Origin of the sequence: Lentzea sp. HUAS12 (assembly GCF_024125735.1) — a bacterium.
In the GTDB taxonomy this organism is placed as follows: domain Bacteria; phylum Actinomycetota; class Actinomycetes; order Mycobacteriales; family Pseudonocardiaceae; genus Lentzea; species Lentzea albida.
The window spans coordinates 2,275,118-2,299,578 of sequence record NZ_CP099738.1 but is presented as its reverse complement, the minus strand read 5'-3'; the positions used below and the strand labels follow the sequence as shown (position 1 = coordinate 2,299,578).

Below are 24,461 nucleotides of genomic sequence, written 5' to 3'. Positions count from 1 at the left end.
GGGAGGAGAGGCTGTGGCCACCGGGCAGGCACCAGGCGACCTCACCGTCACCGAACGGCGGCAGCGCATCGTCGCGCTGGTCCGCCGGCTCGGGTTCGTCCAGGTGCGCCCGCTCGCGCACGACCTCGGAGTCTCCGAGGTGACGATCCGCCAGGACCTGCGGTCGCTCGAGGAGTGCGGCGCGCTGCACCGGGTTCGCGGGGGAGCGGCCGCCACATCCGGCTCGGCCACCCCCGGCACGGCCGTCCCGTCGCGAGGGGCACGTGCCGACTGGGCCGAGCCCGCAGTGGGCACCACGGTGGCCGCGTTCGTCCGCAGCGGTGACGTTCTCGTCCTCGACCACGCCCCTGGCATCCGCGCCGTCGCCGAGGCGCTCGTCTCCCGGCGCGACCTGTCCGGCGTGGTGGTGCACACCGAGTCGCTCCGGGCGCTCGCGCCGTTCGCCGGCCACTCCGACCGGTTCACCGTCGTCGTGCCCACCGGCACCCTGGACGCGACCCACCGCGTCGTCCCCGATCGCGAGACCGAGGTCGACGCGGATCTCGCGGTGCTCGGGTGCGCGGGCGTCAGCGTCGAGGGAATCCTCGCGCGCACCGAACCCGAGGCCTTCGCCCGTCGCCGCGCCGCTTTCGCGGCCAGGAGGGGCATCGTCGTCGTCCCGCCCGACGCCTTCGACGCGCCGGGGGACCACCTGGTGTGCTCGCTCGACCACGTCGACGCCTGCATCACCGGCCAGGCCCTCGACGAAGCCGTGGCCGGGCCGCTGCGCGCGGCCGGGCTTCGGATCTTCGCCGTCACCTGACCCGGCGGAGCGCCTTTCCGGGCGGCGGCGCGAATGCGGTGCGCGAAGTTGTGCCGCTGGGTGAAACGCGGGCTCTTCTGCCCGGCAGGCCTTGTTAGCGTCCGGAACGCACTCGCCGATCTCTTTTCTCCCGCACTCTGCCGAATGTGGGATTTACGGCGTTTCCTCGTTCCTGGGCAAGGAGGCCTTGTGGTTCGACGAATCTCTGCGGTCTGCATTTCTTCTCTGGTGGTCGCCTGCGCCATCTCAGCGCTTCCCGCCACCGCCACCGCCGCCACCGAGCGTCCGGTCGTCGTCGTGGCGGGCACCTTCGGACCCGCCTTCTTCTACGAACCACTCGCCGGCCGGCTTCGTGCGGACGGACGCCGGGTCGCGGTCTTCCAGCTCACCGGGCTCGGCACGGCCGACATCCGCGTCTCGGCACGTGATCTCGACAGGTTCGTCGACGACGTCCGCGCCGCTGCCGGCGCGAGCCAGGTGGACCTCGTCGCGCATTCGCAAGGCGGTCTGGTCGCACGGCAGTACATCAAGAACGAGGGCGGTGCTCGTGAGGTCGCCAACCTGGTCAACCTGTCGGCGCCGAACCGCGGCACCGTCGTCGCGAACATCGCCGACTTCTTCGGGGGCGGCGACTGCCTGAGGATCGTCGCCTGTCAGCAGATGAAGGTGGGATCGACCTTCCTGGAGGGTCTGAACGCGGGCGACGACACGGTCGGCGCGGTGCGCTACACCAACCTCTACACCGGCTTCGACGCGCTCGTGCGACCGATCGACAACGCCCGGATGAGCGACGGCGCCACGAACGTCCTGGTCCAGTCGCAGTGCCCGTACCGCGCCGTGGTGCACCTCGGGATGCCGTTCGACGGAGCGGTGTACAGCGGTGTCCAGGACGCCCTGCAGGGCAGGCAGATCACGCTGGACTGCTTCAGGGGCTGACCGGCATCCGACATCGGCCGGCGAGTTCTTGTTTCGGTGGACGGCACTTCCGTGGAGATCGCCGCCGCCGTCTCGCTAATGTTCGCCACAGATCTCCGGTGAATGGAGTGGCCGAGATCTGATCCAGTGGGAATTGACGAATCGGAACGCGTTGTCCGCAATTCGGGCTTCGGTCTCCGTGGGGCAGGCAATTCCGTGCCGGATCCCCTGCAAGTGTTCTGCAGAAGGGTTCAGTGGTATGAAAACGATGTTCTCGCGGAAAGTCGCGGCCGTGCTGGCCGTGAGCGCCGCGATCTCCGGTCTGTTGCCCGCGGGCGCGGCCAGCGCGGCGCAGCAGTGCGACTTCTCCTTCAGCACGGGCAAGTTCGGCTGCACCGGCGCGAACAGCGTCCGCAAGAGCTCGGACGTCATCGGTGCCCGCATCTACACCGGCACCGACTACACCGGCGACATGCTCACGATCTGGGTGCCGCAGCCGTGCCCGAAGAACGACAGGGTCGACCACTTCCTGGCGCTCAACAGCAGTTCGTGGCGCAACCGGGTCAACTCCGCGCAGGCGTTCTCGACCTGCTGGATCTGGCTCTACCGCGAGGACGGCAACCGCGACGGTCCGTTCCAGGCCAACCACCCGGACCTCACCTTCGCCGGGTACCGCACCTCCCAAATCGGCCTGAGCTGAAGGAACACGACATGATCAGCAGGAGCAAGGTCCTGGCGGCACTCGCGATGGCGGTCGCCGCCATGTTCACGGCCCTGCCGGCCGCGAATGCCACGCACGCCGGCCAACCGACCGTGCAGGAACTCATGTACAGGTGCACGAGCGCGGACTACTGCCAGTTCAAGCCCTACGGCGCCATGGAGATCTTCAGCGGGTCCCGCCAGCTGGCGGGCAGCGGGACCAACTGCACGAGTGGCCTGATGACCAGGGTCATCAACTACTCCGCGACCACCGGCACGAAGAACACGTTCGGTGTGGAGATCAGCGGCAGCGTGGAGCTCGGCGAGATCTTCACGGCGTCGATCAAGGTGAGCTACTCCCGCGAGTGGTCGTTCTCGGAGACGAAGACCGACGAGGTCCGCCAGGAGATCGCGCCCCGCAAGAAGGTGCACATCTACGCGTCGAAGCAGAAGTCGCGTGTCAACGGCACGTGGGAGATCCACTTCGGCAGCCGCTACTACGGCCACTACTACTGGTACGTGAACGGCAGCGTCGAGGGCCAGACCAAGGGTCAGGCGTGGGACATCCGATCCGAGCAGGTCAACGCGGTCTGCTGAGTCCCGTCGTCCACCGGGGCCCCGGCACTCTCCCGGCCGGGGCCCCTCGTCCCGCGAGGTCCACCATGCTGATCAAGTCGCTCGCGTGCCTGACCGTGTTGTTCGCACTGGGCACAGCCACCGCCTCCGCCCACGTGACCGCACACGCTCCGGACGGCCCTCCGGAGAAGGGCGGGCACGGCACCGTCGTGTTGCGCGTGCCGAACGAGGAGATGTCGTCGACCACGCGCTTCGAAGTCACCCTCTCGCCTGCTTTCGGCATCACGACCGCGCGCACCCGTCCCGTTCCCGGATGGGACGCCGCGGTGCGGCGCGGCGACGGCGGTGTCGTCACCTCCGTCGTCTGGACAGCGCGCTCGGACAGCGGAATCCCCGGCGGGAACGAGCACTACGAGGACTTCGGCCTCACCCTCGGGCCGCTGCCCGCCGACGCTGACCACGTCCTGGTTCCCGCCACCCAGTTCCTCTCCGACGGCAGCAGCGTGAGGTGGGACGACCAACCGGGCCGTCCGGCACCGGTGGTGGCGCTCGCCGAGCCTTCCGGGCACGGCCACCACGCCACCCTCGCCACCGGGGCCGACGTGCCCTGGGCGGCGGTGGTGGGTCTGCTGGCCGTGGGTCTGCTGCTGGCCGTCAGCGGGTTCGTCCTCCTCCGCCGCAAGGGGATCTCATGACGCGCGTGCTGCTGGTGCTGTCCTTTCTCCTCCTCTGCCTGGCGCCACCCGCCTCCGCGTCGCCCGCTCTGGTCAACGCCACCCCGGCGGAGGACTCGACGATCTCGGTCGCGCCGCAGATCCTCCGGTTGACCTTCGACCGGACCATCGCTGGCGCCGGTCCCTACTCGATCGCCGTGACCGGGGGTGGCCGGCAGTGGACCGAGCCGATGATCGGCGCTGACGACACCGTGCTGGCCGTGCCGCTGCGCCCCGCGATGCCGGCTGGGGACTACCTGGTGAGCTACGAGCTGACGCCTCCGGACGGCGTGCCGCTGAAGGGGGAGTACCGGTTCGTGCTCCGAGACCGTGCTTCGCCCCCGTGGTGGAGCTGGCTCCTGATCGGGTCGGCGGTCGTCGCCGCGGCGGCAACGGCCTACCGGCTGGCTCGACGCTGAGGTGGTCGACGGGGTGAGGCCGGACGCCCCACCTCGATCACGGCGGCCAGGGCACTCGGGCGCATCGCCTACCCGAGCCGGGGTCGCCGACGGGTTCTGCGCGAGGGTGCCGCGGCGCCCGCCCCGTGCTCGTCGAGGCGTGCCGCGAACTCGCACGTCGGTATGCGGCCACATCCACGCCGTGACTACTTCGCCATACCTCCGCCGGACACCCCGTACGGACGCCCGGCGATCGGTTCGACCGTGACGGCCGTGTCCCGCACGGCCAACGCACGGACGGTCCGCAGTGGACAGTCCGCAGTGGACGCTTCGCAGTGGATCGAACGGCATGACGCCCCGAGGATCTCCGGTGCCAGGAGGGCACCGACGACCGTGCAGACAGCGGGAGCGGTGAGCGGGCATGCTGAGGCGGTGCGACAGGTCACGGTGCTCGGTGGTCGTGGTGCCGTCCGGAGCCGGGGAGGGCGGTGCGGCAGGACGAGGCGCGCAGATCACGGACTGGGGCTCTACCTCAGCCGGGAGATGGCCCGGGCTCACGGCGGGGACATCGTCCTCGACGAGTCGGGTCCGGACGGGTCGACCTTCACGTTGCACCTGCCACTCGTCCGCACGTCGCAGGGAACTCGTCACCACCGCTGCCGGGGATCGACCGAGTTCGCGTTCCCGCCGAAAGGCTCAGGCGACCTCGTCGAGCGGCAGAACCCCGCTCAACGAGGCACCCCAGTCCTCGTCCTCGAAGAGGCGAACGGGACGATCAAGGCGGTACTGCACGACTTCGCGGTCCGGGTCCGTGGTGAGGATGCGGACGGTACGACCGTGCCGGCTGGTCGCGGCGACGCGGAGCAGTACTCGATAGCCGGGCCAGGGCTCGTGCCAGAACCACTGACCGGCGACGACGTCGGAGGCGGTGGTGCCGGCTCGCTCCAGGGCGGTGCAGGTGTTCATGATCGTTCCTCGTGAGCCGGACCTCGCGGTGATGGGAATCTTCGAGCTTCTCTACCCGTTCCGAGCACCGGTCACACACGTCTCACTTCGTCGCTTCGGCAGGTCTTGGTGGTCGACGCTCCCGAGGAGGGGTGAGCGGTGCCTGTTCCGTCCAACCTGTCCGCGCAGCTCGCGGTGCTGCGCCGGTCGGGCAGAACGAGCTCCTCGCCCAGTTGCGCGAGGACTCCGCGTGAGAGCCGTCCTGCCGGTCGAGGCGGACTGGGTCACCGCCACACCTATGTCACAGGACGACCTTCTGGTACTGGTCGCGGTCCATGTCGTAGACCTCGAGCGTCAGCTGGGTCGGCAGCCCCTCGACCGGCTCGAGGTGGTCGCGGACGAGCCCGATGCCCACCCGCCCGACCTCCTGCTTGAGCTCGACGGACCGGCCGGTCAGCAGCCCGATCCTGACGTGGACCATCGCCGCGGGTGAGCCGTCGCCGATCACCGACTCCTCGATCTGCCGGAACCGCGTCTTGAACGCCTCGACCTCCGCGCTGACCAGCGGCCCGACGGTCCGGTGCAGGGCGAGGGCGAGGGCGCGGCGGTCGAGCGCCCCGCCCAGTTCGGCGGAGTACTCGACGGTGATCTGGGGCATGGCCCCAACCTACGAGAACACGGCGTGGCGCCGGAAGCCGGGCGAGCCCTGCGTGCCGCGCCCCTGGGGCAGAGTGGATCTCATGACCGCCGACACCGCGCTGAACGCCGACGACCTCGAGTTCCTGCGCCGCCCGCTGCACGGGTTCCTGTCCGTGGCGGCGGGACCGGTGCCCGCCCAGCCCCGGCCGGTCTGGTTCGAGGCCACGGCCGGCGGCACGATCGAGCTGTTCACCGCCCCGGACTCGCTCAAGGTGCGCCGGCTGCGCCGCGACCCCCGTGCCTCGCTCGTCGTCGCCGCCCCGGTGGCGGAACGCGAGCGCTGGGTGTCGGTCGCGGGCCGCGTCGAGGTGGAGACCACCGGTGCGCACGACCTCGCCGAACGCCTCGCCGCCCGCTACTGGGACCTGGGCGACCCGTCCCGCGCCGGAGACCTCGCGGAGATCCTCGGCGCGGACCAGATCCGCCTCGTGCTGCACCCGGAGGAAGTGCGCCGGTTCAGCTACTGAGCGGGATCACACGTCGCGGCAGGGCAACCGGCGCGGCACGCCGAACAAGGACCACCGCGGCCGCCACGACGGCGAGCGTGGTGGAGCGCACCGAACGGAACTCGACCCACTCACCGCGCACGACCCCTGGGAACGTGAGTGAGGTGCTCGACGGGTGAGGACCCCATACCGGAGCGGCGGTTCACGGCGCCGCCTCTTCAACCGGGGCGTCGAACGTGCCGCCGCAGCTGCAACGGCCCGCCCTGCGCCGTCGCAGAGCTCACCTGCCGGGGTTCAGCACCAGCAGTTCGGTCTCCAGGCGCAGGCGGAAGCCGAGCCTCTCGTAGAGCCGGACGGCGCCGGTGTTGGACGTCAGCACGTGCAGGAACGGCGTCTCGCCGCGCTCGCGGATGCCGTGCGCGACGGCCAGCAGCAGCCTCGTGCCCAAGGCCTGCCCGGCCGCGTCCGGGTGCGTGCAGACGGCGCTGATCTCGGTGTGACCCGGTACGTGGAGGCGTTCCCCGGCCATCGCCACCAGCCTGCCTTCACACCGGATGCCCAGGTAGGTGCCCATATCGATGGTGCGGCACTACAACCCGATCGGGTCCGTGCACGGCGGCATCCACGCCACGATGCTCGACACCGCGGCGGGCTGCGCCGTCCACTCGGTGCTGCCCGCGGGGATCGGGTACACGAGCCTCGACCTCGCCGTGCGGTTCCTCCGTCCGATCAGGACGGACACCGGCACGGTCACCTGCGTCGGGAACCTCGTGCACCACGGCAGGCGCACGGCGCTCGCCGAGGCGCGGCTGGTCGACGGCGCCGGACGCCTGCTCGCCACCGCGACCAGCACCTGCCTGATCCAGGAGGTGGGGAGTTGACCTCGATCCTCGTCACCGGCGCCACCGGACGTCACGGCGGTACCGGCGCCCACGTGGTGCGACGGCTGCGCGAGGAGGGCAGGGACGTCCGCGTGCTCGCCCGCAGCCGCGGTGACCGCACGGAGGCCCTCGAAGCGATCGGCGCCGAGGTGGTGATCGGTGACCTGCAGGACCGCCGCGGCATCGTGCCCGCGCTGGAAGGCGTCGCACAGGCCTACTTCACGTACCCGATCGACGCCGGGGTGATCGGCGCCGCCGCCAACTTCGCCGCCGCGGTAAGGGAGTCCGGTGCCTCGCCCCGCACGGTCGTGATGTCCATGGGACCCGCACATCCCGGGCACCCCAGCGGCCGCGGGCGCGACCAGTGGCTCGCGGAGGAGGTCCCTCCGGTGGGCAGGTCTCGACCTGCTGGTCCTGCGCGTCGCGGCGGCGTTCCACGAGAACGTCCCCGCACTGCACGGGCGGTCCGCGCGGGAGGAGGGCGTGATCCGCAACTGCTTCGGTGAGGGCCCCGTCGCCTGGATCAACGGGCGTGACGCCGCCGAGTTCGCGGTGGCCGCGCTCCTGCACCCCGAGAGGTTCGACGGCCCGGTCTGCCACCCCGCGGGTGCGGAGGAGCTGACCCACCACGAGATCGCGGCCGTGCTGGCCGAGCAGTGGGGCAGACCCGTCCGGTTCGAGCCGGTCTCCGCCGAGCGGTGGCGCGAGGAACTGCCGCGACCCGGTGCTCGACGGCGCCATCGCCGACCTCGGCGTGCCGACGCTCGTGAGCGCGTTGCGGGACAACAAGAACTCCGTCATCACGTGGGACCCGGTGGCGACCGCGACCGACCTCGGCCTCATCCGCCGATGAGTACCACGCCTTCCACGCCCCGCGGGTGACCAGTGCCGTGGACGATCCACCGGCCGGAGCGGGCCCGCGGTCCGGGAGTCGTCCACACCGGGGAAGGTCTCCGACGGGTTGGCATCACCGAGGAGGCCAGGCAGGTGCCGGCCCGCTTTCCCGTACTGGGCAGGGGCTGCGCGGAGCGTCGTGAGTCCTGGCGCGACAGCGGGCACGCCGGTCAGCCTGTGTGGCGACGCAGTCGGGGCGCGGTGCTCTCGTCGGTGGTGTGCGGGTGTGCGGCGGGCCCCAGCGCGGTGATGAGGTCGGCGATGCTGTGGTGGGCTTCCAGCGGGTGACGCAGGTGCCCGTCGGGGTTGATGTTGTAGTGGTTGCGTCGGCCGACCTTGGTGCGCTCGACGTAGCCGCCCTCGATGAGGTCGGTGAGGATGAGCTGGACGCCGCGGCTGGTGATGCCGACCCGCTCGGCGATCACGGGCAGCGTCTGGTCGGGGTCCGCGGCCAGGCACAGCAGCACGTGCGCGTGGTTGCTCAGGAACGTCCACCCGGCGCCCGCTGTCCTGCCGGGGTCCCGCGCACCGGTTCCCGGCCCGGCCTGGTCCGGCGAGCCGGACGTGTCCTCGGCGGTCGTGTCGTGGTCGCGTGACGGTGGGGCGGGCCGCATACGAGCGACCATAGGGCATCTGCGGTGGTGTCGAGGCCGGTGCCGGCAGCGACGTGCGGGTGCGAGGGTGCCGGCGTGGGACCGCCGCCGTCCGGTGCCGGCGGTGATCAACGAGTTCCCGGGGTTGACGAACGTCACTTCGCCTATCAGACCTTGACAGGCGAAGTGTGGTTCGTCATTCTGGTGGTGCGGAGGGGAGTACCCACCACGTCCGGGATCGTCAGTACGGCAACCCTGTGAGGTCTGCCCGGTCCCGGTGCCATCAGCGCACGCACACCACGCGCGATGGTCGGGGAGACCTCCGGTCCACGAGATGTGACCGGAGGTGTTCTGTTGTGAGTGTTCCCCTGTGGGCCTGGGCCGCGGTGCTCGGCGTGATCCTGCTGATGCTCGCCATCGACCTGTTCGCCCACCGCCGCGCGCACGTGGTCGGCGTCCGCGAAGCCGCCCTCTGGTCGGCGGTGTGGGTCGCGTTCGGACTCGGCTTCGGCGTGATCGTGTGGTGGGTGTGGGGCGCGGAGTTCGCCGGCCAGTACTTCGCCGGTTACGTGATCGAGAAGTCGCTCGCGGTGGACAACGTGTTCGTCTTCGCGATCATCTTCGGCTACTTCGCCGTGCCCCGGGAGTACCAGCACCGGGTGCTGTTCTACGGCGTGCTCGGCGCACTGGTGTTCCGCGCCGCCTTCATCGCCGCCGGCTCGGTGCTGATCGCTTCCTTCGCCTGGATCCTCTACGTCTTCGGCGCGTTCCTCGTCGTCACCGGAATCAAGATGGCCCTGCACCGCAACGACACCATCGATCCCGACCGCAGCATCGTGCTGAAGCTGTTCCGCAAGGTCGTCCCCACCACGGACCAGTACCACGGGCAGAAGTTCCTGGTACGACAGGCCGGACGCTGGGTGGCCACGCCGCTGCTGGCGGTGCTGGTCCTGGTCGAGGTCACCGACGTCGTCTTCGCCGTCGACTCCATCCCGGCGATCTTCGCCATCACGCAGCAACCCTTCCTCGTGTTCACCTCCAACGCCTTCGCCATCCTCGGCCTGCGCGCCATGTACTTCCTGCTCGCCGACCTCATGCACCGGTTCGTCTACCTCAAGCTCGGCCTCGCCCTGGTCCTGGTCTGGGTCGGCGTCAAGATGCTGCTGCTCGACCTCTACAAGATCCCCACCTGGTTCTCGCTGGCCGTGGTCGCCGTCCTGCTCGCCGTCGCGGTCACCGCCAGCTGGATCCGCACCCGCACCACCACCGCCACCACGGGATCCGCCGGGCCCGGCCCTGCCGGCGCGGCCGGTGACGCGGCCCCCACCGACGCGCTCACGGCGCAGCCGGTGCCGTCCGAGCCGACGACCAGCCGGTCGACGCGCGACTGACGCGCATCGAGCACTGCCGCTGCGGCGCACCGCCTTCCCCTCCACCGCGGTGCGCGGCACCACCCCTCGACCGCCTTGACACCTTCTCGGAGAGGAACCCACCATGCGCAACTCCACTCGCCTGACCTCCGTGCTGCTCGCCATCGGCGTCGTCGTGGCGGTCGGCGGCTGCAGCACCGTGCAGCAGGCCGCGGACGCCGTCGGCTCGGGTGCGGCCGCCGTGACCGGGGCGATCTCGACCGCCGAGGTCTGCGCCAAGGCTCTCGAATCGGTGGGCACCACTCCCGATCTCACCGCGCCTCAGACCGCGCTCGACACCGTCCACGCCCAGGCGAACGAGCTGACCGGCCTGGCCGCCTCCCTCACCGACACCACCATCAGCCAGGCAGTCACCGCGCTCGCCACCACCCTGAGCCGGACCACCCTCGCCGACCTCACCACCACTCCCGCGACCTGGTTGCAGGCCAGGGCGGACGAGGTCAGCGCCCTCACCACCGCGTGCACCCCCTGACGAACCGCGCAGGGATCCGCAGCATCCCCCGGTCGCCTGCGCGTCATCCTGCGACCGGCCACACCGGCGGCCGGCTCCGGAATCCGGTCACGGCGCGGGAGGTGCCCGGAACGCCCTCGCACGACCCCGGCGGCACCGCACGGCGACTCACTTCCGCTGAGGCCACGGTCTCATCGGGGTCGAGACGTTCGTCCCTGGGGGCCGGGAGCGCCGCGCGGAAGCCTGGAGGCAGGAGGTGGACCATGATCGCGACTCCGATGTCCAGGCTCGTGCGGCAGGCCTTCCCGTACCGCAACGAACTCGCGGCACTCGGCGACCGGATCGAGAGCGCTGTGCTGGTGCTGGGCATCGCGCTGGCGCTGGTGGCCGTTCCGGTGTCCGCCGCGGCGGGTTCCGAGATCTACGCCGCCCGACGCGAACGCGCCGCGGCGGAGCAGTCGATCCGCAGCCGTGCCGAGGCGGTCCTGCTCGAGGACGCGCCCAAGGCCGTCGGCGTGTCCGAACGAGGTGGGGTCGCGCGGACGGTCACCGTGCTCGCCACGTGGCGCATGCCGGACGGAAGTGCGCGGCAGGGCCTCGTGAAGACGCACTACGACGCCGTGGCCGGTGCGAAGGTGCCGATCTGGGTGGACGAGCACGGCGCCACCACCGCGCCGCCCCTCAGCACCGAAGGCGCCGCGGTCGACGCCATCCTGCTCGCATTCCTGCTGTGGTCCGCGGCCGCGGGATCGGCCGCGCTGCTGTACCTGGCCGCGAGGCTCGCACACCGGCGGACCCGCCTGCGGCAGTGGGAAAGGGAGTGGGAGCGCGTCGCGCCGGACTGGACGGGCAGGTGAACCGTGACCGTCCTCATCGGACACAGGAACACCGTCGTGGTCGGCCTCGACGGGTCCGAGTCCGCGCGTGGGGCAGTGCGCTGGGCGGCGGGGGAGGCGGCACGCCGGGGCGCGTGCCTGCGCATCGTCCACGCCGAACTGCCGCTGCCGATGGACGCGCTCGACCTTTCGGGATCGGCGAGGCGCGCCCTGCACGACGAGGCGGTGCGCTGGGTGGAGTCCGCCATCGAGACGGCGGGCGAGACCGCGCCCGGCGTCGGGGTGCAGGTGCGCATCCAGGTCGGGTCCGCCGCCGCGCTGCTCGAGCGGGAGTCGGGGAGCGCGGCACTGGTCGTGGTCGGCTCGCGCGGACTCGGCGGGTTCGCCGGCCTGGTGCTCGGCTCGGTCGCCGTCACGCTGTCCGGCCGCGCCCTGTGCCCGGTCGTCGTGGTGCGTGGCGACGATCCCACACCGGACGGCCCGGTTGTCGTCGGGGTGAACGGCGGGCCGGAGAACCGGCACGTCCTGGACAGGGCGTTCGAGGAGGCCGAGGTGCGCGGGACGCGGCTGGTGGCCGTGCACGCCTGGCAGCCGCCGCTGCGCACCGCGAGGATCGCCGAGTCGGTCGGCATCGTGTGGTCGGAGCTCGACACCGTGCGCGAAGCCCTGATCTCGCAACGGCTCGATGCCTGCGGCGACCGGCACCCCGGCGTGGAGGTCACCGTGCACGTCGTGCACGGCTCCGCTGCCCGCCGCCTGGTGGAGCACTCCGCAGGGGCCTGCCTGCTCGTCGTGGGCGCCCGCGGTGCTTCCGGGATCAGGGGCGTGGTGCCCGGGTCGACGAGCCAGGCCGTGCTCCGGCACGCACCGTGTCCGGTGTTGCTGATACGGCCGCTCGCGGAACAGGCCGAGCGGGCGCAGCAGTCCTGAGCGGCGCCCAGGTCCTCTGTCCACCACGTCGTCGCCGCTGCCGACGGTGACGCGGCCGGCACCGCACTCGGCGGTCGTCGAGGCCCGCACCGCCGTGAGATGCGCGGCCTCCCGGCGTCCGATCTCAACGCCCGCACTTCATCCGAAGGCCGACCAGGCCGGTGGCGAGCACCATCCCGCCGGCGACGAGCAGCAGCACTCCGCCGCCCACCGCGCCGCCGGTGAGGTCCCACACCACTTCCGGCACGACCACCGTCGTGGCGACCACTCCCGCCACGAGCAGAACCGTGGAACGTTCGCCGAAGTAGGTGACGAAGCAGACGACCGCCAGACAGGCGGTGAGCGCGTAGGCCACCGGAGCGTTACCTCCCAGTGGTTGCTGGGCACCGAACAGGGCCGTCGCGGCCCCGACCGCCAGTGCGAGCCGTGCCGGTCGCAGGACGTTCACAACGGACAAGAAGATGCCGGCCACGCCGAGTGCGAACAACGCGGCACCGCCGAGGAGCGCGCTGTCCGGCACCGACTCGCCGACCCACGCGAGGGTCGCGGCGACCGCTGCCGCAGCCGTGACCAGGTAGCTCAGCGCCGTGGTGATCAGGACGTACCCGGTCACCGCCACGAGCAGGCCCGCGGTGGCACCGATCGCGAACTCGTGCGAGCGCACGGCCGTGCCGGCGGTGAACGCCGCGGTCACGGCGGCCAGGGAGAACACCGTGCTCACGACACGGCGCCGACGGTGGCGCACGGTCCGCACAGCGCTCATCCCGCCCGCCACGACCAGTCCCGCGACCACGAGCGCCACCGTGGCGGCGCCCAGCACCGCGACCCTGGCGGTTCTGGACATGTCCTCCCAGGACACGCCGAGCACCAGCGCGGCGCCGCCGAGCACGAGCCCTGCTCCGACGTAGGCCGCGGCCTCCGCGAACCGGTCGGTGACCCGGCCGGGATCACCCGTGTCGCCCAGAGCGTTCAGGACGGCGTTCTCCTGCTGGGCCGTCAGCGTTCCCCGGGTCATCAGCTCGTGCAGGGCGCGCTTCTGCCGTGAGTTCATCGCCATGACCGTCACCTCCTCGGCGTCCCGTCCCGTGCACCCGCGTGCGCACGACCCAGGGCAGGCCGTGCTTCGTGCTCCCAGCGTCGCGATCCGGCCCGCCGCCGCAGCAGAGCCCCAGGTCCGCCACGTGCGCGGCGATGGTCCCGTGACAGCACCTACCTTTCGTTCTGGGGCTCACCCACCACGGGGAGCACACTTCAACCGGTGGTGCCGCAGAAGGAACAAAGGGGCGGAATGGCGCGCCTCACGTGTTCCGGTGTGAGGACACCGCTTCGGTCGCGGTGGCACGACCCGCCACACGTGGATGTCCGTCATGGCGGTCGCCGTGCTGGTCGTGGTGTGAATGGACCGCGCGGACGAGACTCCACCACCGTCCGGTGAGACCCGACTGGATCCTGTCGCAGGAGCGGTCCGCCGCCAACGACGACATCGTGCTGACCGCAGCGGCCCGAGTGGTCTTCGCGGTCGCGGCGGAACCGTCGGCGACGCGCAGCGTTCCGCGGGGAGGACGTCGAGGCCATGCGATTCCCGTTGAGCCGCCCCGATCTGGAGCGGTATGCGACCTGCTCCGAGGCGCCGGCCACCAGCGGAGGGGTGATCGCGCGGTTCCTCGGTGCGAGTTCGGTGCTGCTGAGCGACGGGACCACCGCGGTGCTCACCGACGGTTTCGTCAGCCGGCCCGGCGCCCTCCGGGTCGCGATCGGCTTGATCACGCCGGACGTCCGCGCCGTGTGCGAGGCCCACGACAGGCTGGGCGCTCCGCCGATCGACGCGGTCGTGTGCGTGCACTCCCACTACGACCACGCGCTCGACGCGCCCGTGTGGACGGGGATGACCGGAGCGGACCTGGTCGGGTCGGAGTCGACCGCGAACATCGGGCGCGGCCTGGGCGTCCCGGAACACCGCCTGCGTGTCGTCGGCGACGGCGACGTCCTGGTGTACGGGGCGTTCCGGCTCTCGTTCGTCGAGTCGGAGCACAGCCCGGGCGACCGGTTCCCCGGCACGGTCGACGTGCCGCTGGTCCCACCGCGCCGCAGCGGCGCGTGGCGCACCGGCACGGTGTACTCCGTGTTCGTGGAGCACCCCGCCGGAACCCTCCTGCTGCACGGGAGCGCGGGTTTCCGACCAGGGGCGCTGCACGGCAGGAACGCCGACGTGGTGTACCTCGGCGTCGGCATGCTGAGCAGGCGGCGGCCGGCGTTCGTCGAGGCGTACTGGGACGAGGTGGTGCGGGTGACGGGCGCCCGCCGCGTGGTGCCGGTCCACTGGGACGACTTCTTCGCCGCTCTGAACCGCCCGCTCCGTCCGCTGCCGCGGCTGGTGGACGACCTGGACGTGACCATGGGTCGCTTGCGGGTGCTGGCCGAACGGGACCACGTGGAGGTTCTGCTGCCGGCGGCCTGGCTACCGGTCGATCCGTTCGCGCACCGGTAGGAAACGTCACGTCCCCGGGGCCGCCCGCGTTCGCGCTGAAGGCGGGCGTGGCTGGAAGGCGGACAGGGGCTGGAACGCGGACTTCACCGGAGCGACCATCGTGTCCGGTGGAACACGGCTCAACGTCCGCGCGGCGCCGGCCGAGGAAGCCTCGAGGCGAGCACGGCGGCCTGGGTTCGGCGCTGCAGTCCCAGTTTGGCGAGGATGCGCGACACGTGGTTCTTCGCCGTCTTCTCCGCCAGGAACAGCCTTTCCGCGATCTGCCTGTTCGTGAGGCCTTCACCGATCAGGTCGAGGACCATGCGCTCCTGCTCGGTGAGCATTCGCACAGGGTCCTCCGTGTCGCACTGACGGCGGATCCTGTTCAGCAGCAACGAGGTCGAGCGGGCGTCCAGCAGAGACCGGCCGGCCGCGATCGCCTGGACCGCGCTGGTGAGATCACTGCCGGCGATCCGCTTGAGCACGAACCCGGACGCGCCCGCCATGACCGCGTCGAACAGCGCCTCGTCGTCGGTGCACGACGTGAACATCAGGCACTTGAGGCCGGGCAGGCGGGACATGAGCTCCCGGCACAGTTCGACACCGCTGCCGTCCGGCAGCCGGATGTCGAGGACGGCGACGTCGGGCGCCACGGCGGGCACCCTGGTGAGCGCCTCGGCGACCGAGGCGGCCTCGCCGACGACCTCCAGGTCGTCGGCGGCGCTGAGCACTTCCCTGGTCCCGGCTCTGACCACCTCGTGGTCGTCCACCAGGAAGACCCGCGACACCATCGTCACCACCTCCGCCTCGACGTCGCCGGACCGGACGATCCGCGACAGGAACGACCGGTACCTGGGCCCGCGCGCCGGCCGTGCGCACTGACCGGACGACCGGCGCGCGCCGGCCAGGACTCCAGGACGGTGAGCACAACGGCCCGGGAGATGCCGACGTGCGGCGTCATCAGCTCGCGGTCCCGTTGTGCCACCGGGCACTTCAGCGTGCAGCGTCGCGCGTGCCCGCTCGCAGAGTCGAACGTCCCGCAAAGGCAGGAGTCGCCTGCGACGAAACCTCGGCGGGAGAACCGGCACGGCGGTGTGGTGTTCGGCGCAGAATCGTGAAAGCCCGGTGCCACAACGCAAAGACGATCAGTTCGGTGGCGCGCGGCCGGCCAGGTGCTCCTCGGGCAGGCGCATACTGGAAGAACCATGAGTCGTCGTTGGGCGGCGTTCGCCGCCGCAGTAGTCCTGCTCGTCCTCTCCACCACCCTCGTCAACCGCCTGCTGCCGGGCTGGGCCTATCCGGTCTGCGGAGTCGTGACCACCGTCGGCCTGCTCGGTCTCGCGCGCTGGTCCGGCCTGCGCGCCGCCGCCATCGGACTCGACCGGGTGCACCTGCGGCGTGCGGGTCTCTTCGGGCTCATAGGCCTCGGCGTGATCGCCCTCGGGTTCGGGATCGCCCTCGCCGTGCCGGCGCTGCGGACCTTCTTCCACGACGGCCGGGTGCACGACCTCGCCGTCGGGCCGTTGCTGTGGGCCGTCCTGATCCGCATCCCGTTCGGCACGGTGCTGCTGGAGGAGGTCGCTTTCCGCGGTGTGCTGCCCGCCCTGCTGGGCGGCGGTGACCGCTGGCGCTGGGGACCGGTGCTCGGTGCGTCGGCGCTGTTCGGGCTGTGGCACGTGCTTCCCTCGCTGGCGTTGACGAGCAACGCCGCCGTGGGCGCCGTCTTCGGTGGTGCGTCCCTGGCACTGGTGTCGGCGGTGGCGATGCTGGCCGCCGCGGTCGCCGGGGTGTTCCTGCTGTGGTGGCGGCACACCGGCAGGGGCGTGCTGGCACCCGCGCTGGTACACCTCGCGACCAACTCCGGCGGGGTCCTGGTCGCGTGGTACGTCCTGTCGTCGGTGTGATCCGCGTTCGGCCGGGGCTCACCTGAACTGGGGCTCGGGCAGGAGCATCAGCGGACCGTCGTGGTGCGCTCCCTCCACGGGGACCACGACGACGGGACAACCGGCGTGCCGGAGGCAGTAGCTCGTGACGGGGCTCATCACCCGCACGGAGTTCTTCCACGCGCCCTGCCCGCCGACGACCAGGCAGGCCGCGTCCGCCGAGCGTTCCACGAGCACCGGACCCGGCACGCCCTGCGGCACCTCGGTCTCGACGCGCACGCCGAGCGCGGCCCGGCCGAGTGACTCGACCGCCGCCTCCAGGTACTCGTGGTGCCTGTCCCTGAACGGAACGACGTCCTCGCCCGGTGACGGATCGAGCCGGCAGACCGAGAGCGCCAGGACGGACCTGCCGGTGCGCGCGGCCTCCTCGACGGCCCAGGAGAGGGCGGCCCGCGCGGCGGGAGAACCGTCGACTCCGACGACGATGCGGGACGTGGCGTTCATGTGGCGCTCCTCGGTCGTGTCGAAGATCAGCCTGCCGAGGTTCTGGCGCGGTGGGCAGTGTCCTTGGTCCCACGGGGATGACGGCTTTGGCACGTGTCGTCCAGGACGGCCGCCTGGCACGTCCCATCGGCCCGAGGTGGACCTGGCGGCGACGGGTCGGGGTCGGACCCGGCGGGCGCGGAGGGCGAGCTGACGTGGACACGGTGCGGGGACGGCCCGAAACGGTGCGGCGACGTGGACCTCGCGTTCCGCCGGGCCGTCGGCGGTCCTCCCGGCGTCAGGGCGGACCGCCGCGTCACCGGAGCGGTGACGCGGCGGTGTCCCCCTGGTGGTGGCCGGTGTCGCTCCCCGGGGTGCCGGCACCGGGGGTACCGGCACCGCTGTGGAGCGGAATCGGGTGGCGACGCCGGCGCGCGGTCTCGACTGTGACATCTGCGTCCGGAGCGCCGGCGTCGTGTCCAGCCTGTGCCACCGGGTGAGGACCCACCAGGGACCTCCGGCCCGGACAAGGGGCATGTCTTCACCGCGCCCTGGGACGTTCGAACACGTGGGGCACGCGCGAACGGTGGAATCGGCGGGCGTGGTCGCCCACGACGGCTCGGCGAACGCCAGCGCGAAAAGTCCCGCCATGATCGGGACGTGCGATAGTTCTCCCCGGTGATGTGCGGAACTAGCGTCCTTGTGTCGGCGTGGACGATCACAATGGTGGTGGCGAGGACTCTGTGGATCACGGCCGGGCAGCCGCGACGTGGGCTGCGATCAGACAGGTGGCGCGCGCCGAGGGCGAGAGAGTCTCGCTGCGCCATGCGTGTTCCGCGTGTGCGCAGACCCTGAAGGCGCTCGGCGTCGGTGTGTCGCTGAAACCCTCGAAAGGTCAGGCTGAGCCTGTCTGCGCGGTCGGCCCGGGGGTGGACGAGTTGGAGGAGCTCCAGTTCACCCTGGGGGAGGGGCCCACCGTGGACGTCGTCGTCGGCCACGCCCCCGTGCTGGTGGCGGACCTGCGCACGAGCGGCAGGTGGCCGATGTTCGTCCCGGCGGCCCTGGACCGCGGTGTGCGGGCGATGATCGCCGTGCCGCTGGGAGCCGGTGCGATCCAGGCCGGAGCATTGACGGTGTACCGCGCCGAACCCGGTATCCCTCCGGCGGAGGAGATCGCGGACCTGCTGGTGCACGCCGACGTGGCGCTGTTGCTCCTGCTGGGCCTCAACCACGAGGGCGTCGTGGAACCCCCGGACATCGCCGGGAACGGTTTCGACGAGCGGAGAGCGGAAGTGCACCAGGCGGCTGGCATGATCCCGGGCCCCGGTCGCGACGGCCGGTGGATCCTGGACATGGGCCTTGCCGGTGGCGGTGCGCAGGAGGTCCACGACCTCGGCGTCGGCGGTCTGCTGGAAGTCGCCGTACCACTGGCCGACCGCCTGGAACCGGGACGGGGATTCCAGGCACACCACGTCGTCCGCCTCGTCGCGCAGGGCGGCCAGGGCGTCGGGCGGGGCCACCGGCAGCGCGAGGACCACCTGGGCCGCTCCGCGCGCTCGGGCCACCCGGCACGCCGCGCGGGCGGTGGTCCCGGTCGCGGCGCCGTCGTCGACGAGGACCGCGGTGCGGCCGGTGAGGGGAATCAAGGGGCGATCGCCTCGGAAGAGGCGGACGCGGCGGTCGAGCTCAGCACGTTCCCCTGCTTCGACCGCCTCCAGTTGCCGGGGCGTGATCCGGCACACCCGCAGCACCACGGGCTCGACCACGTGGACACCGTCCTCGCCGATGGCGCCCATGGCGAGCTCGGGCTGGTAGGGCACTCCGAGCTTGCGGACCACGATCACGTCGAGCGGCGCGCCGAGCGCGCGGGCGACCTCGGAGGCGACGGGCACTCCGCCTCGGGGGAGCCCGATCACGACCACGTCGCGGTCGCGCAGGCGCGACAGCCGGGCGGCGAGTCGCTGCCCGGCTTCGGTTCTGTCGGCGAAGGGCATGAGTCGATGGTGTCCCCGCCCGTCAGCGGGCGACAGGGACGTTGGTACCGCGCCGGAACGACGAACGGACGAACGAGGCCCGGCCTGCGGGAGGTGGGTCGGCGACGGTGACGGCCGTAGCCCGGCCCGGTGCGCCGGGCTACGGCCGCTCGTGCGGCGCCACCGCCGTCCCGATCCCGCCGCCCGGAGGTCTGGTCGAGCGCCCCGCGCGTCACACGGGTTCGTAGGCGGGAGGATCGGCGCAGTACTCCCTCGCCGCCGCCGCGAACCGCACTGCCTGTGCTCCATCGAGATAGCGGTGGTCGAACGTCGCCGTGACGCCCAGCACCGGGCGGGCCACCACCTGGCCGTCGACGACCACGGCGCGTTGCTCCACCGCGCCGACCAGCACCAGGACCGGTACGCGGTAGTACGCGGCGAGAGGCGAGAACGCCCGCCGCACACCCCACATCCCCACCGAGGTGACCATCGCGCCACCGAACGCCTGGCGCGGCATGCCCAGGACCTTCAGGTCGAGGTCAAGTGCGGTGGTGAGCCAGGCGCCGCACCTCATCACCGCGCGCAACGACCAGATCGGCAGGAGACCGAGCAGCGCCTTGCTCCGGCCGAACTCCGGGTCGACGCCGTCGGCGATGGCGGCGTGGCGGCGCGTCAGCTCGTCGGCGACCTCCACGACGGACTTGCGCGCGACATCGGTGATCTTGACGCCGCTGAGTTCCTTGTCCTCCGCCACCGAGGTGATGAAGAAGACGTCGGCGGTCTCGCGCTCGAACTCCCGTCCGAGCGCCATGCGCACCCGCAGCTCGGGCACCTCGGCGAGCCCGTGCGCCACCGCACGGCCGATGAGGTGCGTGATCGTCACCCTCGTGCCGCTCACCTCCCGGACGTGCTCGAGGTAGGCGAGCATCGCGGTCGCGTCGATGTCCAGTTCGCCGTAGAACTGCGGATCCGACGGGGGCCGCCAGGCCGCCCAGGCCAGTCTGCGCCAGGTGGGAATCCTCCGTGAGCTCATGCTGGTCTCCCATGCCGGAAAGGACGCGTGCACGACCGCACGGCCTGCGGATGGTGCGGGAGCCGACGACTCAGGCGCCCGCCGGTGCCGACTCGTCGCTCTGGAACAGGCCGATCAGGTTGCCCTCGCTGTCGCGCACGTGCGCCGACCACCCGATGGAGGGGATCGCCGTCTTGCCGGTCACCACGGACCCACCGGCGTGCTCGGCCGACTTCACGGCGGCGTCCACGTCGTCGACGGCGACGTAGACCAGTACTCCCTCCGGTGCTTCCGCGCGCGGCGTGAGCGCGCCTTCCGCGCCGGGGCCGACGCCGGGCTGCTCGCCCGTGGCCATCGGCCAGTAGTCCGCCCCGCCCCAGTCCTGCGCCTGCCAGCCGAACACCGCCCGGTAGAAGGCTGCCGCCCGTCGTGGTTCGTCGACGGGGATCTCGAAGTGCACGACCCTGCTCATGTCGCACCTCCGTCGGCCATCGTCGCCCAGATCACCGCGTCCGGAGAGGGGCCTACGTCCCTGTCTTGCCGGGACCGCGCCGCTCGTCGCAGCCCACAGCGACCGGCGAACGGGTATCGACCCTCCACAAAGGACAGCCGACCGCATCGTGTCCCGGCCGTGGTCCCGCGGTTCAGGGACGAAGGACTCCCGCACTGCAGTGCTTCGGCCCTTTCCGGTCGCCTCGGCCGGTGGTGTCGTGGAGGACGAGCAGCGTGGACGGAGGAGAGAAGATGTCGACGACCAGGGCCGGCGTGTTCGACCACACCGTGCAGACCGCGAACATCTGGGTGCACGACGTGGCGGAGCAGTTCGCCACCGACGACCGCCACTTCGCCTACCGCGTGTTGCGCGCATGGCTGCACGCGATGCGGGACAGACTGACGGTGCAGGCCAGTGCGCACTTCGCCGCACAGCTGCCCGAACTGGTGCGGGGCATCTACTACGAGGGCTGGAACCCCAGCCACGTTCCGGAGAAGTACGGTCTGCGCGAGTACGTGACCAGGTTCGCCCGCGAAGCCGGCATCTCCGACAAGGACGTGCCCAAAGCCGCCTCCGCCGTCGCCGTCGTGATGGCGCGGCACCTCACCCCCGGGCTGCTGGACAAGACCCTCGAACAGCTCCCGCCACCGATCCAGGACCTGGTGGACCCCTGGCCGCGGAGCTGACGGCAGACGCTGCAGGAGGACGTCGTGAGCAATCTGGGTATGGCGATCGTGCGGCAGTACGAGCGCGGTGTGGTGTTCCGGCTCGGCAGGCTGCGCGGTGTGCGCGATCCGGGCTGGCGGTTCATGATCCCGCTCGCCGACAAGATGAGGAAGGTGTCGCTGCGGACGGTGACGATGCCGATCCAGTCGCAGCAGGTGATCACCAAGGACAACGTCTCCATCGGCGTCGCGGCCGTCGCGTACTTCCGGCGGGTCGACCCGGTGAAGTCGATCGTCGAGATCGAGAACGTCCAGGCGGCGATCAGCCAGATAGCCCAGACGACGGTGCGCAACGTGGTGGGGCGTTCGCCGCTGGACCACGTGCTGGCCGAGACCGAGACGCTGAACGAGAAGATCAAGGAGATCCTGGACGCCACCACGGAGCGCTGGGGTGTGCTGGTCGAGCTCGTTGAGCTCAAGGACATCGAGTTGCCGCAGTCGATGCAGCGTGCCATGGCCCGCGAGGCCGAGGCGGAGCGGGAGAAGAGGGGCAAGATCATCGCGGCGGAGGGCGAGGCGTTGTCGGCGGGCAAGCTGGCCGAGGCGGCGGACGTGATCGGACGGCACCCGATCGCGCTGCAGCTGCGCAACCTCCAGGTGCTCGGCGAGATCGCGATCGAACGCAACTCCACGATCCTGTTCCCTGCGCAGCTGATGGACAGCGTCCGCGCCGTGAACACCTTCCTGGACCGCGAGATCCCGGCCGCCCGTGACTCGTTGAGTCAGATCGGCTGAGCGGTCAGCGACCGGCGCACGTCCTCGGTGAGGGCGTGCAGCCGGTCGCTGACGCGCACCCGGACCGGCGTCGGGTCGACGATGTCCCTGGCGTGCGCCGGCAGCCACGCGAGATCGTCGTCGAACCGGTTCCCCGCCTCTCGCACCAGCTCTGCCTCGGTCCTGGCCGGACCGGTGCGCCGACCGTGTCGCATCACCACGTCCAGCAGCGGCGCGTGGCCGTCCGGAACCGGTTCGTCGTGGGTGGAGAGCACGTCCGCGGGCCGATCCGCCGCGCGGAAGACCTGCTTGCGGCCCGGAAGCCCGACTTTGCCGGTGGACAGCTTCATCGTGGGTCTCCCGCCGATGTCGACCAGCTTGTACGCGCTGTCGAGAGCGGGCGCGTCGGAGGAGACGCCCATCCTGGTGCCGACGCCGAAGACGTCGATCGGTGCGCCGCTCGCGACGAGCCGGGCGATGGCGTGCTCGTCCAGGCCGCCGCTGACGATGACGCGGGAGTCCCTGAGTCCGGCGAGATCCAGCCGCCGGCGCGCCTCCCGCGAGAGCACGAGGAGGTCGCCCGAGTCGAGGCGCACGCCGATCGGCCTGGGCGAGGGCAGGAGCTTCGCCGTGGCGATCGCCCTGTCCACCCCGGTGAGCGAGTCGTAGGTGTCGACCAGGAAGACGGCGGAGGAGGGGAAGTCCGCGGCGAACGCCTCGAAGGCCGCGCACTCGTCCGGGAACGCCTGCACGTACGAGTGGGCCATCGTGCCGGTGGGCGTGAGGCCGTAGCGGTCCGCGGCCACGACGTAGCTGGTGGCGGTGAATCCCGCGATGGCCGAAGCCCTCGCCGCCGCCATCGCGGCGTCCGGGCCGTGCGTGCGGCGCGCGGCGAAGTCGACGACCTCGCGCCCGGCCGCCGCGATCCGGCAGCGGGCCGCCTTGGCCGCGATCGAGGTCTGGTGGGTGACGAGGTTGAGCAGCGCCGTCTCGACCAGTTGGGCTTCGGCGAGAGGGGCGGTGACCTCGAGCAGCGGTTCGCCCGCGAACACCACGCGTCCTTCCGCGATCGCGCGCACCGAACCGGTGAACCGGAGGTTTGCGAGCGGTGTGACGTCGAGACCCGTGACCCGGTCCAGGTAGGCGAGTTCGGCGTCGGTGAAGGCGAAGTCCTCCAGGAACGACAGGCAGTCGGCGAGCCCGGCGGCGACGAGGAACCCGCGTGACCGCGGCAGACCCCGGGCGAACAGGCTGAAGGTCGCCTCCTCGTCCATTCTCCGGCGCAGGTAGCTCAACGCCATGCGGATCTCGTAGAGATCGGTCCGGGTCCCGCTCATGACGCCTCCCGCTCCTCGAGCCGGACCGCCCGGCTGATCTCGCTCGCCCACGCGACGTCGTCGACCCCGAGAACGCCGGCGAGCCGGCCGTCCCGCAGCACCGGCACGATGTCCGTGCCGTGCCCCAGCGACGTTCTGGCGATCACCTCCAGCACCGATTCGTCCGCTTGCACCACCGGAACGTCTCTCGCGATGTCCGACACCTTCGTGTGCGCCCGGTCCGGCACCTGCACGAGTTCGGAGATGCTGACGACACCTTCAGGTGTTCCGTCGGGAGCGACCACGGGAAAGACCCGCCGATGCCGATCGGTCGCCAGGTACCGCAGCAGGTCCTCCGCAGTCCACCAGCCGGGCGCCACCGGCGGATCCGGCGTCATCACCTCCTGGACGAGCACGTCCTGCAGCTGGTGCCGCAGCTGGTTGGAGGAACGTTCCGCGGAGGCGTAGAAGGCCAGGAAGGCACCGACCACCGCGAGCCACAGGAGGGGAACCCTGCCCGCGACCGCTCCGCCCGTCCCGACCGCGACGAGGCCCAGGCCGAACACCCGGCCGGCGACGGCGGACACGCGCTCACCGCGCAACTGATCACCGGTCCGCCACCAGACGATCGCCCGGACCACCCGCCCACCGTCCAGCGGCGCGGCGGGGACGAGGTTGAACAGGGCGATCAGCAGATTGACGATGGCCAGCCACATCAGAGGTGCGACCACCAGCGCGGATCCGCCGGTGACGTCCAGCGTCGTGGCGGCCAGGCCGGTCGCGACGCCGGTGGCCACGCTGGTACCCGGCCCCGCCGCCGCGACGAGCAGATCGGCGCGCGGTGTCGGAGGCAGGGCGCCGAACTCGGTCGCACCACCGAGCAGCCACAGGCTGACGCGCTTGACCTCGATGCCGAACCGCTGGGCGGTCAACGCGTGGGACAGCTCGTGCAGCAGCAACGAGAGCATGAACGCCACAGACGTCAGCGCTCCGGCCACCCAGTAGACCGTCGGTGATCTCCCCGGGGCGATGACGGGCAGGAAGGAGAACGTGAGCACCCAGGTGACGAGCAGGACCGTCATGAGCGCCGACCAGTGCGCGACCACTGTCACACCGCGGAATCGGCCGATCGGGACAGGGCGGAGGAGTGTTTTCATGCACTCCAGGGTCTCGACCGGAATTCGTGG

The 24,461-nt window shown here is 71.3% G+C and carries 29 protein-coding genes and 2 pseudogenes; 19 read left to right on the top strand and 12 right to left on the bottom strand.

Going from position 1 to position 24,461, the window contains the following annotated elements; genetic code table 11:
- The first annotated feature begins 13 nt into the window (after positions 1-13).
- From ND450_RS10010 to ND450_RS46015, 7 genes and pseudogenes are all read left to right on the top strand, one after another.
- On the top strand, positions 14-802 hold the full coding sequence (locus ND450_RS10010) for a DeoR family transcriptional regulator (RefSeq protein ID WP_253325857.1): 789 nt from the start codon (positions 14-16) through the stop codon (positions 800-802).
- A 189-nt stretch (positions 803-991) separates the two neighbouring features.
- Positions 992-1,738: an alpha/beta fold hydrolase gene (locus tag ND450_RS10005; RefSeq protein ID WP_253325856.1), complete on the top strand. Its 747-nt coding sequence runs from the start codon at positions 992-994 to the stop codon at positions 1,736-1,738.
- Between the two features lie 238 nt (positions 1,739-1,976).
- A complete protein-coding gene (locus tag ND450_RS10000) occupies positions 1,977-2,417 on the top strand; it encodes a hypothetical protein (protein WP_253325855.1) in 441 nt (146 codons plus the stop codon).
- Between the two features lie 11 nt (positions 2,418-2,428).
- A complete protein-coding gene (locus tag ND450_RS09995) occupies positions 2,429-3,013 on the top strand; it encodes a hypothetical protein (protein ID WP_253325854.1) in 585 nt (194 codons plus the stop codon).
- A gap of 65 nt (positions 3,014-3,078) precedes the next feature.
- Positions 3,079-3,687, top strand: a complete 609-nt coding sequence (locus ND450_RS09990) for a DUF1775 domain-containing protein (protein ID WP_089920555.1) — start codon at positions 3,079-3,081, stop codon at positions 3,685-3,687.
- A complete protein-coding gene (locus ND450_RS09985) occupies positions 3,684-4,124 on the top strand; it encodes a copper resistance CopC family protein (protein WP_253325853.1) in 441 nt (146 codons plus the stop codon). The genes ND450_RS09990 and ND450_RS09985 overlap by 4 nt, the downstream gene beginning before the upstream one ends.
- 162 nt (positions 4,125-4,286) lie before the next feature.
- A pseudogene (locus tag ND450_RS46015) lies at positions 4,287-4,718 on the top strand (hypothetical protein); the annotation flags it as partial.
- A gap of 81 nt (positions 4,719-4,799) precedes the next feature.
- On the opposite strand, the gene ND450_RS09980 reads toward ND450_RS46015, so the two are convergent.
- Both ND450_RS09980 and ND450_RS09975 read right to left on the bottom strand, forming a co-directional pair.
- Complete coding sequence (locus ND450_RS09980; RefSeq protein ID WP_253325852.1) at positions 4,800-5,069, bottom strand: hypothetical protein; 270 nt, start codon at positions 5,067-5,069, stop codon at positions 4,800-4,802.
- A 280-nt stretch (positions 5,070-5,349) separates the two neighbouring features.
- On the bottom strand, positions 5,350-5,706 hold the full coding sequence (locus ND450_RS09975) for a 5-carboxymethyl-2-hydroxymuconate Delta-isomerase (RefSeq protein ID WP_253325851.1): 357 nt from the start codon (positions 5,704-5,706) through the stop codon (positions 5,350-5,352).
- Positions 5,707-5,788: 82 nt separating this feature from the next.
- On the opposite strand from ND450_RS09975, the gene ND450_RS09970 reads away from it, so the two are divergent.
- Positions 5,789-6,214, top strand: coding sequence for a pyridoxamine 5'-phosphate oxidase family protein (locus tag ND450_RS09970; RefSeq protein WP_253325850.1), 426 nt, complete (start codon positions 5,789-5,791; stop codon positions 6,212-6,214).
- A gap of 259 nt (positions 6,215-6,473) precedes the next feature.
- Here the strand turns inward: ND450_RS09970 and ND450_RS09965 are convergent.
- A pseudogene (locus ND450_RS09965) lies at positions 6,474-6,779 on the bottom strand (GNAT family N-acetyltransferase); the annotation flags it as partial.
- On the opposite strand from ND450_RS09965, the gene ND450_RS09960 reads away from it, so the two are divergent.
- The 3 genes from ND450_RS09960 to ND450_RS45695 all read left to right on the top strand — a co-directional run bounded on the left by ND450_RS09960 (position 6,772) and on the right by ND450_RS45695 (position 7,927).
- The gene (locus ND450_RS09960; RefSeq protein WP_256557479.1) at positions 6,772-7,074 is read left to right on the top strand and encodes a PaaI family thioesterase; all 303 of its coding nucleotides are present in this window, start codon (positions 6,772-6,774) and stop codon (positions 7,072-7,074) included. The pseudogene ND450_RS09965 and the gene ND450_RS09960 sit on opposite strands and share 8 nt — an antisense overlap.
- Positions 7,071-7,580 (top strand): NmrA family NAD(P)-binding protein, encoded by a 510-nt coding sequence (locus ND450_RS09955; protein ID WP_253325849.1) that lies wholly within the window; start codon positions 7,071-7,073, stop codon positions 7,578-7,580. The genes ND450_RS09960 and ND450_RS09955 overlap by 4 nt, the downstream gene beginning before the upstream one ends.
- Positions 7,581-7,798: 218 nt before the next feature.
- Positions 7,799-7,927, top strand: coding sequence for a hypothetical protein (locus ND450_RS45695; RefSeq protein WP_256557478.1), 129 nt, complete (start codon positions 7,799-7,801; stop codon positions 7,925-7,927).
- 211 nt (positions 7,928-8,138) lie between these two features.
- Here the strand turns inward: ND450_RS45695 and ND450_RS09950 are convergent, their stop codons facing one another.
- Positions 8,139-8,582 (bottom strand): winged helix-turn-helix domain-containing protein, encoded by a 444-nt coding sequence (locus ND450_RS09950; protein WP_253325848.1) that lies wholly within the window; start codon positions 8,580-8,582, stop codon positions 8,139-8,141.
- 335 nt (positions 8,583-8,917) lie between these two features.
- On the opposite strand from ND450_RS09950, the gene ND450_RS09945 reads away from it, so the two are divergent.
- The 4 genes from ND450_RS09945 to ND450_RS09930 all read left to right on the top strand — a co-directional run bounded on the left by ND450_RS09945 (position 8,918) and on the right by ND450_RS09930 (position 12,208).
- A complete protein-coding gene (locus ND450_RS09945; RefSeq protein ID WP_253325847.1) occupies positions 8,918-9,952 on the top strand; it encodes a TerC family protein in 1,035 nt (344 codons plus the stop codon).
- 103 nt (positions 9,953-10,055) lie between these two features.
- Positions 10,056-10,463: a bacteriophage spanin2 family protein gene (locus ND450_RS09940; RefSeq protein WP_253325846.1), complete on the top strand. Its 408-nt coding sequence runs from the start codon at positions 10,056-10,058 to the stop codon at positions 10,461-10,463.
- A 242-nt stretch (positions 10,464-10,705) separates the two neighbouring features.
- Positions 10,706-11,299: a hypothetical protein gene (locus tag ND450_RS09935; protein ID WP_253325845.1), complete on the top strand. Its 594-nt coding sequence runs from the start codon at positions 10,706-10,708 to the stop codon at positions 11,297-11,299.
- Positions 11,300-11,302: 3 nt separating this feature from the next.
- The gene (locus tag ND450_RS09930; RefSeq protein ID WP_253325844.1) at positions 11,303-12,208 is read left to right on the top strand and encodes a universal stress protein; all 906 of its coding nucleotides are present in this window, start codon (positions 11,303-11,305) and stop codon (positions 12,206-12,208) included.
- 124 nt (positions 12,209-12,332) lie between these two features.
- On the opposite strand, the gene ND450_RS09925 is transcribed toward ND450_RS09930, so the two are convergent.
- Entirely contained in the window at positions 12,333-13,265 is a 933-nt protein-coding gene (locus ND450_RS09925) for a DUF2157 domain-containing protein (protein ID WP_253325843.1), read from the bottom strand.
- Between the two features lie 516 nt (positions 13,266-13,781).
- Here ND450_RS09925 and ND450_RS09920 point away from each other — a divergent pair.
- Positions 13,782-14,696, top strand: coding sequence for an MBL fold metallo-hydrolase (locus ND450_RS09920; protein ID WP_253325842.1), 915 nt, complete (start codon positions 13,782-13,784; stop codon positions 14,694-14,696).
- A gap of 119 nt (positions 14,697-14,815) precedes the next feature.
- Here the strand turns inward: ND450_RS09920 and ND450_RS09915 are convergent, their stop codons facing one another.
- Entirely contained in the window at positions 14,816-15,466 is a 651-nt protein-coding gene (locus tag ND450_RS09915; RefSeq protein WP_305885211.1) for a response regulator transcription factor, read from the bottom strand.
- 414 nt (positions 15,467-15,880) lie between these two features.
- On the opposite strand from ND450_RS09915, the gene ND450_RS09910 reads away from it, so the two are divergent.
- A complete protein-coding gene (locus ND450_RS09910) occupies positions 15,881-16,579 on the top strand; it encodes a type II CAAX prenyl endopeptidase Rce1 family protein (RefSeq protein WP_253325841.1) in 699 nt (232 codons plus the stop codon).
- 18 nt (positions 16,580-16,597) lie between these two features.
- Here the strand turns inward: ND450_RS09910 and ND450_RS09905 are convergent, their stop codons facing one another.
- From ND450_RS09905 to ND450_RS09890, 4 genes are all read right to left on the bottom strand, one after another.
- Positions 16,598-17,062: a universal stress protein gene (locus ND450_RS09905; RefSeq protein ID WP_253325840.1), complete on the bottom strand. Its 465-nt coding sequence runs from the start codon at positions 17,060-17,062 to the stop codon at positions 16,598-16,600.
- Positions 17,063-17,088: 26 nt separating this feature from the next.
- Positions 17,089-19,035, bottom strand: coding sequence for a phosphoribosyltransferase (locus ND450_RS46010; protein ID WP_371927682.1), 1,947 nt, complete (start codon positions 19,033-19,035; stop codon positions 17,089-17,091).
- 211 nt (positions 19,036-19,246) lie between these two features.
- Positions 19,247-20,047 carry a 2-oxo acid dehydrogenase subunit E2 gene (locus ND450_RS09895; RefSeq protein WP_253325839.1) on the bottom strand — a complete coding sequence of 267 codons (801 nt, stop codon included), beginning with the start codon at positions 20,045-20,047 and terminating at the stop codon, positions 19,247-19,249.
- Between the two features lie 70 nt (positions 20,048-20,117).
- The gene (locus tag ND450_RS09890; protein WP_253325838.1) at positions 20,118-20,498 is read right to left on the bottom strand and encodes a VOC family protein; all 381 of its coding nucleotides are present in this window, start codon (positions 20,496-20,498) and stop codon (positions 20,118-20,120) included.
- 272 nt (positions 20,499-20,770) lie between these two features.
- Between ND450_RS09890 and ND450_RS09885 the strand changes: the two genes are divergently transcribed.
- Together ND450_RS09885 and ND450_RS09880 are read left to right on the top strand one after the other, a co-directional pair.
- Positions 20,771-21,205, top strand: coding sequence for a DUF2267 domain-containing protein (locus ND450_RS09885; protein WP_253325837.1), 435 nt, complete (start codon positions 20,771-20,773; stop codon positions 21,203-21,205).
- 24 nt (positions 21,206-21,229) lie between these two features.
- On the top strand, positions 21,230-21,979 hold the full coding sequence (locus ND450_RS09880) for a slipin family protein (protein WP_253325836.1): 750 nt from the start codon (positions 21,230-21,232) through the stop codon (positions 21,977-21,979).
- On the opposite strand, the gene ND450_RS09875 is transcribed toward ND450_RS09880, so the two are convergent.
- Together ND450_RS09875 and ND450_RS09870 are read right to left on the bottom strand one after the other, a co-directional pair.
- Positions 21,967-23,295: a nicotinate phosphoribosyltransferase gene (locus ND450_RS09875; RefSeq protein WP_253325835.1), complete on the bottom strand. Its 1,329-nt coding sequence runs from the start codon at positions 23,293-23,295 to the stop codon at positions 21,967-21,969. The two genes, ND450_RS09880 and ND450_RS09875, sit on opposite strands and share 13 nt — an antisense overlap.
- Positions 23,292-24,431 carry a site-2 protease family protein gene (locus tag ND450_RS09870; protein WP_253325834.1) on the bottom strand — a complete coding sequence of 380 codons (1,140 nt, stop codon included), beginning with the start codon at positions 24,429-24,431 and terminating at the stop codon, positions 23,292-23,294. Before ND450_RS09870 ends, ND450_RS09875 begins: the two co-directional genes overlap by 4 nt.
- Between the last annotated feature and the right edge of the window lie 30 nt (positions 24,432-24,461).